This is a genomic window from Sedimenticola selenatireducens (assembly GCF_963675335.2).
Classification (GTDB): Bacteria; Pseudomonadota; Gammaproteobacteria; order Chromatiales; family Chromatiaceae; genus Sedimenticola; species Sedimenticola selenatireducens.
In genome coordinates this window covers 783,307-795,440 of record NZ_CAXXYC010000003.1, presented here as the reverse complement: position 1 = coordinate 795,440, position 12,134 = coordinate 783,307, and the positions used below count along the sequence as shown (strand labels likewise).

The window sequence follows — 12,134 nt, the reverse complement described above, 5'->3', positions numbered from 1 at the left end:
CACCGCGACATAATCCAATTATGCAGCCGCCATTTCCGGGGGCTACTTGCCGCCCGCCGCCATTTTCAGCGATGCCTCGATCGCATCCGGCGCATCGGATATCTTCATAAAGGTAGACATGGTCAGATCGGGAAAACTCTGGGCGATGCGAAACTTGCCGTGCAGCATGTAGACCTTGTTGCCGGAAACCAGCAGATCATAGGGCAGATGAGCAGTGTGCCGCATCTCGGCCTGATCGATAATCTGCATCACCGGCGCATCGGCACCAACTCCCTCTTTTACCGCCACATTGAACAGAGACTCCTCCTTGCCAATCACATCGACTCTGGAGATTTTACTCACCCCCCCTTTCCCGGCGGCAAGGCCCGCCTCGACGGCATCCAGCGCAGCCTGATGCGAGTCATAGCTGGCCAGTTCCACCTGGTCGTCAAAATAGGGCATGAACATCATGTAGTGATATTCACGCAGATTCTCTGCCGTGCGACCACCTTCCGAGCCAAAGGTTTTCTCCCGGCCCAGGGCGGCCTGCAGACGACTTGACAACGCCTTGAAATCACCGGCCATGCGGTAGACATTGCCCATCCACTGCGGATCGGTATAACTGACCTGCACCACTCCATCCCGTTCTGTCAGGGAAACCCTGATGGCAGCCCCATAGCCACCCATCGGAGACGCCGAAGCCTGCTTGCGCAAGCTCTCATCGGTAATAATCAGGATATGAGCCCCGGCATAGGGGGCATATTCACCGGCAATAGAAAAACCTGCCTCACCCAATGCCGCCTCGACCGTTTGTAACTTGGCATCCAGTGGGGCCGATACAGTCTCCGCCAGCACAAAGGGCCTGACCCGGTCTGCCTCCTGGGCGACAAGTGAAAGCGTGGTTAAACAGAGTGACAGCAGCACGGCTGCAAGATGGACAGTTCGCATGGTTTCCTCCCAAAGTTGTCATGGACCTTTGTAGCGGTCTCTTTTATCTGCTCACGGGTGAGCAGTACGAATCTAGCAGATCAACCCGAAGAATAACATTCGATCTTTTTATTTTAGTAATAAGTCGCCAACCACAGAAACCCCGGGATGAGCAGGTTTACGACATCTTCAGAAGCCGGTTGGCTACAGACAACGAGCGAACACAATTACGCAGTCCGATAATCCCGGTTTTGCTTTTGTGCCTGATATTGGCCATGCTACAAAAGTGATGAAAAAACCCAACTTCTACAGCAGCCAGGGGTTTGACCGGCTGGATCGGTATCGGGATGATCCGGCATGGCTGGAGAGCATACTCAGCAGCGAAAACAGTCGCCTGCTTCCGGTATGGCGTAATCAACACCTGGTAACCCGTCAGCACCGACCGGTCTCTTTTCCCGCCAATCGGGATGGCGGACTGCTGGCGCTGTCCGGTGAACTGATTCTGCTGGGCAGCGACCCTGAAGGCGTCATCTGGCTGGCTCTGGATATCTCCCATCTGGAGCAGCCCGAGAAGATGCTGCCCGGGCGGGAGGCACAGAGTTTTCGCGATCTCCGCATTGTCGGCCCGCTGATTGACCGCCACAGCGGCGCGCTGCTTGCCCATGCCCGGGCAATGACCTACTGGCACCGGCATCACCGATTTTGTGGCGATTGCGGCAGCCCGACCGAATCGACCCGGGCCGGGCATATGCGCATCTGCGGCAACCCGGCCTGCCAGAGGGCACACCATCCCAGGACCGATCCCGCCGTGATCATGCTGATACATGACGGGGACTACTGCCTGCTGGGCAGGCAGCCAAGCTGGCCACCGGGGATGCACTCCACCCTGGCGGGCTTCGTCGAGCCGGGAGAAAGCCTGGAGGATGCGGTAGCACGGGAAGTGAGCGAGGAGGCCGGTATCCGGGTGACCGATATCCGTTACCACTCATCCCAGCCCTGGCCATTCCCTTCATCCATCATGCTCGGTTTCTACGCCAGGGCGGCCAGTACCGATATTCAGGTGGATGGTGTGGAACTGGAGAGCGCCGGCTGGTTTCACCGGGATCAGTTATTGAATTCACCCGAGAATGAGCAGTTCCATCTGCCGAGAAGGGACTCCATCTCCTGGCGTTTGATCGAGACCTGGATGCACTCGGAACAACGGGATTAATCAACTATGCCAGTGGCATGGACATCCGGGGCGTTGCCCAGCTATGGTCTGATACCGTAAATAAAGCTGCGAATCACTTGGGCAGATAGTCGTTCAGCGCATCAACCATCTGTTTGGCCGAGATACCGTGGGCAAACTTGGTGATGAATTCGCCGTTGGGCGCCATCAAATAGACGCTGGCCGAGTGATCCATTATATAGAGATCGGGATCACCGCCCTCCTCGATCACCTTCTCATACTTCACCTTGTAGCCACTGGCTACCCGATCGATCATCGTCTTGGTACCGGTCAGACCCACCAGATCCTGATTGAAGTATTTCACGTAATTTTTCATCACCTGGGCATTATCCCGCTCCGGATCCACGGTAATGAAATAGGGCTTGATCAACGCAGCCCTCTCACCCAGCATATCCAGCGCCAATGACATTACCTGCAACGAGGTGGGGCAGATATCAGGGCAGAAGGTGTAGCCAAAATAGACCAACTGGAACTTGCCCAGCATATCCTTCTCCGTGACCAGCTTGCCGTTATGGTCGATCAGCATGAATTTGGCGCCGACTTTGGCGGTCTCCGGCTGGAACTGATCCTCAGCGGCTAGCTGTACCGGTTCACCGCTGTACTGAAGACAGCTTTTGATGGTATCGGTGTTTTTCTCCATGAGCTCAAAATAGAGCTCCGGTCCCGCTTTCATTCCAGCTCCAAAACTGTCCAGGGTACCGACATTGATATCAACACCCTCGGTCAACAGGGGCAACTCTGGCATCGGCATACTACGTTCAGTCAGCAGACAAGCATAGTAACCCTCTTTCAGCTTCGCATGATTCTGCAGCAATGAAAGTGCATCTACCGGCTGTTTTGGCGATTGGGCCAACACACCCCGGATTTTCAGTGCATAGGCTTGTTCGAAATACTGCAGGGTGTCGTAATAGGCCATTCCCACGCCACTTTTCAGTCCCCGATAGCCGTACTCCAACTTGCGGTCCAGTTCGGCCACCCGTGCCAGCATTTGAGCACGGTTTCTCCGGTACAGATGAGCCCTGCCGTTGTCCGCATCCATCAGCGCCCTGGCGAGCTCATCCACCAGGATCAGAACATTACGGCTGTCCATCCAGAAAAACGGGTCACGTTCCGTGGAATCTTCACCCTTGCTCCAGCGGGACGGCAGGATCTTCAGTTCCGGATTATCCAGCAGCGTGACTACCCGCACACCCGACTGCAGGACCTGGGCAACCGGCTTAATCAGAAACCGCTCCAACTCCGGCCCCACCCAGACAACCAGATTGGCCTCGGCCAGGCCAGCCTGCTGGGATGCACTCATCTGATAATCAAACGGCTGATTATCGCCATCTACCAGCAGTTCAGGACCTTCCGTGCCGACCATCAGACCGGACAGAATGGAGTGAATCGGCTTTATGCTGGCAACTACCCGGAACTTCGATTCCGCAAGCAATGACTGGCTGCCAAGCAACAGCAAGAGCGCCAGGAATACAGAGTGTCTGGAGTTAAAAAACAGTGCGGTTAACCTGTTCACGGATATTTACCCACCTACATTTGTCACGACCCAGTGAATGGATCTATTGATTGGCGAATTCAGATTCCAGTACCAGGATCGCTGCATCAACCTGCTGGCTGAATGCCGCTTCGGCCGGGCATTCCGCCTTGGTCTCAATGAATTTCAGAAAAGCGGTATTGGTGGCGCTATCAAATGCCTCACCATATTGGCGACGTTTTGGAAGCGCCAGCACCAGTGCCTTTTTCATGCGCCGGGTTTCGTTAAGAAAATGGCAGTTAAGTGCCACACCATTCAGCTCACCCAGTTTTTGTATGGCATCGAACTGCTTGTCGTCCACGCCCTCGGCCAGCGCCAGACCATTGACCAGCAGTGCCAACAGAAATGGAGCAGCCCATCTGATAACCATCATTGTTTTCATCGCCTGAAGTTAAAGGAATATAAATATGCAGCGCGGATTATAAGGACATGACACTACAAGGTAATTGCTCAAAATCAATCATTGGCCTATCAACAGATCAGGCCCGCACTCCGAAATAGCCGTTCAGCTCTCATCATCCCTGGCACCGGTGTAGAACTCCGGCCAGCGCGCCTTGACCTCCGGCCCGTCGCTGGCCAGGGCGATACAGGTATCGAGGATGCGTGGCCGGCTGCGCACCGGCTGCTGGTTAGCACGCTCCTCGAGGGCCGAATGCATGGTCTGATAAGCCGTGGTGGCAAGCGGTCCGAGCAACTCCATCAGGTGCGTGCAGCTCAACTTGCGCTCGACCCGGTTTCTTACCTCGCGCATCCAGCCCGGCCCGATTTTCAATCCAATCAGCTTGCGCATGGTTTCTGCAGTCTGCTTGCACACCGGATACGGTGTATCGTCAGAGACGGCAATTACATCATGAATAACAAAATCGAGATCCATGGTCACCCGCAGATGCAGCCCGTGCACCGGCGCACCCGGCTGCATATAGCCGCGGTGGGTGGTGTCAAACCCAAAGGTTTTGGTATCGGTCAGATGGGCTTCCAAATCCCACAGCCCATCCTTGCGCAGATAGCCTTCACAGGTAATTTTGCGGGTGTGGAGATGTTCACGTTCAACAGGTCTGGGTAGTGGCACAGTGGTTCAATCTCATCAGTCTACGAAGATTGGGAAAGATAATGTCAACGGCAACGAATATCAAATCAGAAGCGTATACCTATCCAATATCGGCCGCTATCAAGGACGGTTCACCCAACGGATTATAACTGCGTACCGCTATCAATACTTGATATAAGCCAGGTAAGAAAAGTCCGACCGGTGTATGGGTTTTAACCAGAAAGACAAAGGCCCGAAGTTTGACTTGCCTGAGTAGCTTGACGCCTCCCACGGAGCGGCATATCGTCAGCGAATATGTCACCATTTCAACGTCTTGCCTTATTCCTGATCCTCATTCCCCACTGCGCCCTGGTTGGCGCTGCGAGCTTGGTCGGACAACCGATTAACATCGCCGATCATATCCGCAACGGGGACCGCTTCATGGGCATCGAACTGCTGGGAAGCCTGTCGCTGAGGGGAGATCCGGCACTGGCGGAACTCTCCGGGCTGGCCTGGGACGAAGACGAACAGCTCCTGCTGGCGATCTCCGATCAGGGCCGGGTGCTGAAGCTGGCGCCCCGCTTCAGCAATGGCCATCTCAGCCAGATTGAACTGATAGCGGCTCACCCCCTGCAAGACCGGCGGGGTAAACCACTGCGTGGCGGCTGGAGCGACGCCGAGGGGCTGACCCTGGAAAACAGTGCCAACGGCGTCCGGGGAGACAGCCGGCTGGTCATCTCGTTTGAACGGCACCACCGCATCGAGCGTTATCAACCGGACGGCGTATGGCACTCTACCCTGCCCCTGCCGGATCTGTTGCGGCGGAGCGGTTACCGACCGAAAACCAACCGGGGCATGGAGGCCGTCACCCTGCACCCGCAACAGGGTATCATTACCGGTCCGGAATATCCGCGCGCAAACCAATCCCACTATCTCATCAGCATCTCCGGCCGGACCTGGCAATACCAGCCCAAAGAAGCTGATGGCGCCCTGGTGGCGCTGGAGGCGCTGCCCAACGGCGATCTGGTACTGCTGGAGCGGGCCTATACCTCGATCTTTTCCCCCTGGGTGATCAGCCTGACCCGCATACGGGCCGCCGACCTGGTCTCTTCGAGCAGCGTGACAACTGAATTGATCGCCCGGTTTGACAGCGGTCAGGGCTGGCTGATACAGAACATGGAGGGGCTGACCCGCCACCAGGGGATGCATTTCTTCATGGTCAGCGATGACGGCAACAAACCCTGGGCACAGACCCAACTGGTCTATTTCAAAATCGTGGGGGAGTGAGCGCTCCCCATACCGCCTGCCATCTCTTCGTCCAGCAGCGGCTGCAGTTGTGTCCAGACATGTTCCAGCATCAGCGGCTGACCCGCCGCGTTGGGATGAATTCCGTCCCCCTGCATCCAGTCCGGCCGATCCGCCACCCCTTCGAGAAAGAACGGCACAAGCGGTACTCTGCGCTGCTCGGCCAGATCCCGGTAGATCTGCAGGAACTTCTCGGTAAACGCCTTGCCGAAATTCGGAGGCAGCATCATCCCCAACAGCAGTGGACGGCTATGGGCAGCCCGGGCAAGTGTTATCATCTGATCGAGATGATCGCGGGTCTGATCATTTCCGAGTCCCCGCAGGCCGTCATTGCCGCCCAGTTCGATAATCAGGATATCCGGCTGGAACTGTTCAAGCGCCTGGGGAAGACGTGAAAGACCGCCGGCGGTGGTATCACCCGATATGCTGGCGTTAACCACCCGATGGGGATAACCCGCCTGTTGCAGGCGATCTTGCAGCAGGGCGACCCAACCGCGGCTACGTTCAATACCGTAGGCCGCGCTCAGACTGTCACCGAGAACAAGAATCACCGGCTCGGCAGCCGGCACATTGGATATAACAAACATCAGCAGCAGGAAAAGTTTTTTCATGGACACAGATCATAACCCAGATAGCATCCTGGTAAAGGCCAACGGTGTCGGCAAACAAGTCAACGGTCCGGGCGGCAACCTGACCATTCTGCAGGATGTGTCACTGCAACTGGCCAGCGGTGAAGTCACCGCTATTCTGGGCGCATCAGGTTCGGGCAAGTCGACCCTGCTGGGACTGCTGGCCGGACTGGATGAGACCAGCAGCGGCGACATAGAGCTGTTCGGCACATCCCTGAACTCGCTGAATGAAGACCAGCGCGCCGCGCTGCGCGCCGGCAAGGTCGGCTTTGTATTTCAATCCTTTCAGCTGCTGCCCGGCATGACTGCCCTGGAAAACGTGATGCTGCCGCTGGAACTGGCGGGCGTCTCCCACCCGGCAGAGGGCGCCACCGAGGCGCTGCGCCAGGTGGGCCTGACTGATCGGCTGCACCACTATCCCGGCCAGCTCTCCGGCGGCGAGCAGCAGCGGGTGGCCATTGCCCGGGCTTTTGCCTCCGGCCCCAAGCTGCTGTTTGCCGATGAGCCGACCGGCAGTCTCGACCAGGCAACCGGCAGCCGCATAATCGACCTGCTGTTCCAGATGCGGGAACAGACCGGCGCGGCACTGCTGCTGGTCACCCACGACGAACGGCTGGCGGCACGCTGCGACCACCGCCTGCAGATCGAAAACGGCCAACTGGAGAGCAGCGCATGAACACATTCGTGCTGGCCCTGCGCTTTCTGCGCCGTGACTGGCGCAGCGGGGAGCTGCGGCTGCTGGTACTGGCCCTGATCATTGCCGTATCGGCAGTAACCGCAGTGGGATTTTTTACCGATCGCGTGGAACAGGCGATGATCCTGCAGGCCAACCAGGTGATGGCGGCCGACCTGGTGCTCTCCAGCAGTCGGCCGGTGCCGGAAAGTTTCGAACAGCAGGCGGAGGCGCTCGGCCTGCGGACCGTCCACACCCTCAGCTTTCCCAGCGTGATCATGCACCGGGACGAGACCCAACTGGTGGAGGTCAAGGCGGTAAGCCGTGGCTATCCCCTGCGGGGGGAACTGCGTGTCCGCACCCAACCCTCGGCTGAAGAACAGAGTGTCACCGAACCGCCCATCCCCGGTAACCTGTGGGGCGAGGCGCGCCTGATGGCTGCCCTCGGGCTGCAGCCTGGCGACCAGGTCTCACTGGGCGAGACGAACCTGGCCCTGGAACAGATCCTGAGTCGCGACTCGGCTCTCGGCAACAGCTTCTTCCGACTCGGGCCGGAAGTACTGATCGCCCTGGAGGATATTCCCAAGACCGGGCTGGTCACCCCGGCCAGCCGGGTGCGCTATCGCCTGCTGGTCGCGGGCGATCAGACCCAGGTGGAGGCATTCCAGCGCTGGACCGGATCACGGCTCCCGCGCGGGGTGCGACTGGAGCACCTGAGTAGCGCCCGTCCCGAACTGCGCAATACCCTGGACCGGGGTAGCCGCTTCCTCAGTCTGGCCGCACTGGTAGCGGTGCTGGTGGCCGGTGCCACGGTTGCGCTTTCCACCCGACGGTTCGTGGAACGTCAGTCGGACACCAGTGCCATCATGCGCTGCCTCGGGGCCAGTCAGTCACTGATCCTGCGGGTACTGCTGCTGCGCCTGCTGCTGCTCGGCCTGCTGGCAAGCCTGCTGGGGATTGCCGGCGGCTGGCTGGCGCAATATCTTCTGGCCGGCCTGCTCAGCGACTGGTTCGGTGGCACACTGCCACCCCCGACCCCGTGGCCGGTGCTGGTCGGCCTGGGCACCGGACTGATCACCCTGATCGGCTTCACCCTGCCACCGGCCCTGCGGCTCGGGGCGGTGCCACCGTTGCGGGTACTGCGGCGCGACCTGGGGGCACCACCCGCGAGCACCTGGCTGTTGGCCCTCTGCGCACTCGGCGCCATGGCGTTGCTGATGCGCTGGCAGGCCGGTGACGCCACCCTGGCCGGTTGGGTACTACTCGGCACCCTCGGCACGGTCTCTCTGCTGCTGTTGGTGGCCTGGGCGCTGATCCACCTGCTCAGACCGTTACGCCACCGCGGCGGTACCCTGTGGCGACAGGGACTCTCCGGACTGCTCCGGGACCCGGCCATGACCGCCCTGCAACTCTCCGGCTTTGGCCTCGGGATACTTGCCATGTTGTTGCTGGTAATAATCCGCGTGGATCTGCTGGATGCCTGGCAACGGACTATCCCGGAACGGGCACCCAACCATTTTCTGATCAATATCCAGCCGGAAGATGCGGAGACGATGGGTGAGTTCTTCCGCCAACAGCAGATCGAACAGGCCGGCATCTACCCGATGCTGCGCGCCCGCCTCACCCGAATCAACGCCAGTCCGGTGTCGCCCGATCAATATCAGGATGACCGTGCCCAACGGCTGGTGGAGCGCGAATTCAATCTCTCCTGGGCGGTTGAGCCACAGAAAGAGAACCACATTGTGTCCGGTCACTGGTGGGACGCATCGAATCAGGAGTCACCGCTGTTTTCGGTAGAGACAGGGATAGCGGAAACACTTGGCATCAAGCTGGGTGACAAGCTCAGTTTCGATCTGGCCGGGGTGCCCATCGAGGCAGAGGTGTCAAATCTGCGGCAAGTGCGATGGGACTCTTTCCAACCCAACTTTTTTGTCATCGGCACGCCGGCCCTGCTCAGGGATCATCCCACCAACTACATCACCAGCTTCTATCTGCCACCGGGTCAGGAGGCATTGCTGGCGCAACTGGTCAAACAGTATCCATCCGTCACCATTATCGATGTCAGCGCCATCATGCAGCAGATTCGGGAGATCATGCAGCGCGGCTCGCTGGCGGTGGAGTATGTGTTTCTGTTCACCCTGGCGGCCGGCCTGCTGATGCTCTATGCCGGGATTCAGGCCAGCCGCGAACACCGGCGGCAGGAGTCGGTGGTGCTGCGAACCCTGGGCATGCAGCGCAAAGGGCTGATCCAGGCGGCCGGAATCGAGTTCATCACCCTCGGTATGCTGGCCGGTACCCTGGCCAGTCTCTGCGCCACCGTCACCGGCTGGTTCATTGCCACCGAGGTGTTCGGTTTTGCCTTCCAACCCAATGCCTGGACCGCCATCATCGGTATCCTCGGCAGCGGTATCGCCATCGGACTGGCCGGGGTTTTGGCCACCTGGCCACTGACCGTGCAACCGCCGTTGCGGATGCTGCAGAATCGCTGATGCCTCGACAACAATACAACGCCTTTCTGCTGACCCGTCACTGGCGTGACGGGCCCAATGGCGTTGAACTGCAGTTCTGGGCACATTCACCAGCCGGACCGTTGCGGCTGGTCTATCCGGAGCAGAAAGCGGTCTGCTTCATTGCACGCGATAGCGAACTGCCAATGGATGGGTTCAGGATGGAACGCAAGCCATTGAAGCTGACCGATATGCTCGGTCAGCCGGTGGATGGCCTCTATTTCCGCCAGCAGCGCCAGTTGCAGCAGTTTCGCGAGCGCACCGCCGGCAGCAGCACCCTGCTGCTGGAGTCGGATATCAAGATCGCCGACCGTTTCCTGATGGAGCGCTTTGTTACCGCGCCCTTACAGGTCACCGGCAACCCGGTTCAGCGCAACGGTTATCTGGAGCTGGTCAATCCGCAAATCCGACCGGTCGATTTCCAGCCCGAACTCAGTTATCTGAGCCTGGACATAGAGACCGACGGTACCGCCAACCAGGTGCTGTCCATCGCCTTCTGCGGACCGGGAGTGTCCCGGATCCTGATGCAGGGCGAGGCTGCCGAATGGCCCAGCGATCTGCCGATCCACTGGGTCAGTGATGAGGCACAACTGTTGCGGCTGTTTCTGCAGCAGATGGAACAACTTGACCCGGACCTGATCCTGGGCTGGAACCTGGTCAATTTCGACCTGGACTACCTGGAGCGGCGCTGCAGGGCGCACCACATCCCCTTCAGCCTGGGCCGGGGCGGCGAACTGGCCGCCATCCTGCAACCACAACAGAGCGGGCAGGCCCGGGTGGCGAGCATTCCGGGGCGGGTGGCGCTGGACGGCATTGACAATCTGCGCGCCGCCTTCTGGTCATTTGAGAGTTTCGCACTGAATCATGTGGCCGGCGAGCTGTTGGGGCGTAAAAAACTGATCAGTGACGGCCAGGATAAGCTGGCCGAGATACGACGCCAGTTCCGCGAAGACCGACCCGCCCTGGCCGCTTACAATCTGGAGGATTGCCGCCTGGTCGAGGATATCTTCCACAAGACCGACCTGATTAACTTTATCCGGCAGCGCGCCACCATGACCGGACTGTCACTCGGCCGGCAGGGGGGATCGGTGGCCGCATTCGATAACCTCTACCTGCCACTGTTGCATCGGGAAGGCGTGGTGGCCCATGACATCGGCGCCTTTCGTCATTCACAAACCAGCCCCGGCGGCTATGTGATGGATTCCCGGCCGGGCCTCTACCAGAATGTGCTGGTGCTGGATTTCAAGAGCCTTTATCCAAGCATCATCCGTACCTTCCGCATCGACCCGCTGGGCATGGCCTTTCCCGGCGACGACCCGGTTCCCGGTTTTCTGCAGGCCCGGTTCGCCCGAGAGCGCCACCTGCTTCCGGGCATTATTACTGAACTCTGGGCCAAGCGGGATCTGGCCAAGCAGCAGCAGGACAAGGCGCTCTCCCAGGCGATCAAGATCATCATGAACTCCTTCTACGGTGTGCTCGGTTCCAGCGGCTGCCGTTTCTACGACCCGCGCCTCGCCAGCAGCATCACCCGCCGTGGTCACGAGATCATCACCCGCAGCCGTGACTGGCTGGAGTCAGCCGGCTATCCGGTGATCTATGGCGACACCGACTCGGTGTTTGTGCTGCTCGGAGAAGACTATGACGAGGCGCGCTCCCGGGAGACCGGCCAACAGCTCGCCCGGGATCTCAATAGCTGGTGGAACGACACCATTGCACGGGAATTTCGTGTTGAATCAGCCCTGGAGATCGAATTCGAAACCCACTTTATTCAATTCATTATGCCCACCATCCGCGGCACCGAGACCGGCAGCAAAAAGCGCTATGCCGGCGTGATCCGTAATTCCCAGGGTGAATATGACCTGGTGTTCAAAGGCCTGGAGAGCGTACGCAGCGACTGGACCCCGCTGGCCCAGCGTTTCCAGCGGGAACTCTATCGGCGCATCTTCTTCAACGAACCCTATGAGGCCTATATCAGCGATCTGGTCGGCCGGCTGAAACGCGGTGAACTGGACCGGGAACTGGTCTATCGAAAACGGTTGCGCCGCAAACTGGACGACTATCAACGCAATATCCCTCCCCACGTACAGGCGGCGAGAAAGCTGAACAAGCCAGGTCGCACCATCAATTACCTGATCACGCTCAACGGTCCGGAACCGGTGGAGCACTATTTTAATGGCCGGGGAACCAGCCCGATCGACTACCAACACTATATCGATCGCCAGATCGAACCGGTGGCCGATGGCATCCTGCACTTTCTCGACGACAGTTTCAAACGCATCACTGCCGATCAGATGGCACTGTTCTGAACAGCAACAATCTGTTCAGCGA

The 12,134-nt window shown here is 58.9% G+C and carries 10 protein-coding genes; 5 read left to right on the top strand and 5 right to left on the bottom strand.

All coding sequences use genetic code 11. The features are described from left to right. Nucleotides 1–42: 42 nt before the first annotated feature. Nucleotides 43–927, bottom strand: coding sequence for a hypothetical protein (locus tag ACHZBF_RS07395; protein WP_029133963.1), 885 nt, complete (start codon nt 925–927; stop codon nt 43–45). Nucleotides 928–1,195: 268 nt separating this feature from the next. Here ACHZBF_RS07395 and nudC point away from each other — a divergent pair, with 268 nt between their 5' ends. Further along, nucleotides 1,196–2,116 carry an NAD(+) diphosphatase gene (nudC, locus tag ACHZBF_RS07390; RefSeq protein WP_321528083.1) on the top strand — a complete coding sequence of 307 codons (921 nt, stop codon included), beginning with the start codon at nt 1,196–1,198 and terminating at the stop codon, nt 2,114–2,116. 73 nt (nt 2,117–2,189) lie between these two features. Here the strand turns inward: nudC and ACHZBF_RS07385 are convergent, their stop codons facing one another. From ACHZBF_RS07385 to ACHZBF_RS07375, 3 genes are all read right to left on the bottom strand, one after another. Then, the gene (locus ACHZBF_RS07385; protein ID WP_321528082.1) at nt 2,190–3,647 is read right to left on the bottom strand and encodes a metal ABC transporter solute-binding protein, Zn/Mn family; all 1,458 of its coding nucleotides are present in this window, start codon (nt 3,645–3,647) and stop codon (nt 2,190–2,192) included. 43 nt (nt 3,648–3,690) lie between these two features. Further along, on the bottom strand, nt 3,691–4,038 hold the full coding sequence (locus ACHZBF_RS07380) for a hypothetical protein (protein WP_321528081.1): 348 nt from the start codon (nt 4,036–4,038) through the stop codon (nt 3,691–3,693). A 132-nt stretch (nt 4,039–4,170) separates the two neighbouring features. Next, a complete protein-coding gene (locus tag ACHZBF_RS07375; protein WP_029133966.1) occupies nt 4,171–4,734 on the bottom strand; it encodes a DUF2889 domain-containing protein in 564 nt (187 codons plus the stop codon). 273 nt (nt 4,735–5,007) lie between these two features. Here ACHZBF_RS07375 and ACHZBF_RS07370 point away from each other — a divergent pair, with 273 nt between their 5' ends. After that, nucleotides 5,008–5,979 (top strand): esterase-like activity of phytase family protein, encoded by a 972-nt coding sequence (locus ACHZBF_RS07370; protein WP_321528080.1) that lies wholly within the window; start codon nt 5,008–5,010, stop codon nt 5,977–5,979. On the opposite strand, the gene ACHZBF_RS07365 is transcribed toward ACHZBF_RS07370, so the two are convergent. Next, a complete protein-coding gene (locus ACHZBF_RS07365) occupies nt 5,955–6,608 on the bottom strand; it encodes an arylesterase (protein ID WP_321528079.1) in 654 nt (217 codons plus the stop codon). The genes ACHZBF_RS07370 and ACHZBF_RS07365 overlap by 25 nt on opposite strands. On the opposite strand from ACHZBF_RS07365, the gene ACHZBF_RS07360 reads away from it, so the two are divergent. The 3 genes from ACHZBF_RS07360 to ACHZBF_RS07350 are packed head-to-tail and all read left to right on the top strand — an operon-like array spanning nt 6,607 to nt 12,112. After that, the gene (locus tag ACHZBF_RS07360) at nt 6,607–7,302 is read left to right on the top strand and encodes an ABC transporter ATP-binding protein (protein WP_029133967.1); all 696 of its coding nucleotides are present in this window, start codon (nt 6,607–6,609) and stop codon (nt 7,300–7,302) included. The genes ACHZBF_RS07365 and ACHZBF_RS07360 overlap by 2 nt on opposite strands. After that, nucleotides 7,299–9,788, top strand: a complete 2,490-nt coding sequence (locus ACHZBF_RS07355) for an ABC transporter permease (protein WP_321528078.1) — start codon at nt 7,299–7,301, stop codon at nt 9,786–9,788. Before ACHZBF_RS07360 ends, ACHZBF_RS07355 begins: the two co-directional genes overlap by 4 nt. Continuing rightward, complete coding sequence (locus ACHZBF_RS07350) at nt 9,788–12,112, top strand: DNA polymerase II (protein WP_321528077.1); 2,325 nt, start codon at nt 9,788–9,790, stop codon at nt 12,110–12,112. Before ACHZBF_RS07355 ends, ACHZBF_RS07350 begins: the two co-directional genes overlap by 1 nt. The last annotated feature ends 22 nt before the right edge of the window (nt 12,113–12,134 follow it).

What these genes read in the sequence shown, in the direction of transcription:
- ACHZBF_RS07395 (WP_029133963.1), bottom strand. Translation starts at nt 927, where the DNA reads ATGCGAACTGTCCATCTTGCAGCCGTGCTGCTGTCACTCTGTTTAACC.
- nudC (WP_321528083.1), top strand. Translation starts at nt 1,196, where the DNA reads ATGAAAAAACCCAACTTCTACAGCAGCCAGGGGTTTGACCGGCTGGAT.
- ACHZBF_RS07380 (WP_321528081.1), bottom strand. Translation starts at nt 4,038, where the DNA reads ATGATGGTTATCAGATGGGCTGCTCCATTTCTGTTGGCACTGCTGGTC.
- ACHZBF_RS07370 (WP_321528080.1), top strand. Translation starts at nt 5,008, where the DNA reads ATGTCACCATTTCAACGTCTTGCCTTATTCCTGATCCTCATTCCCCAC.
- ACHZBF_RS07360 (WP_029133967.1), top strand. Translation starts at nt 6,607, where the DNA reads ATGGACACAGATCATAACCCAGATAGCATCCTGGTAAAGGCCAACGGT.
- ACHZBF_RS07365 (WP_321528079.1), bottom strand. Translation starts at nt 6,608, where the DNA reads ATGAAAAAACTTTTCCTGCTGCTGATGTTTGTTATATCCAATGTGCCG.
- ACHZBF_RS07355 (WP_321528078.1), top strand. Translation starts at nt 7,299, where the DNA reads ATGAACACATTCGTGCTGGCCCTGCGCTTTCTGCGCCGTGACTGGCGC.
- ACHZBF_RS07350 (WP_321528077.1), top strand. Translation starts at nt 9,788, where the DNA reads ATGCCTCGACAACAATACAACGCCTTTCTGCTGACCCGTCACTGGCGT.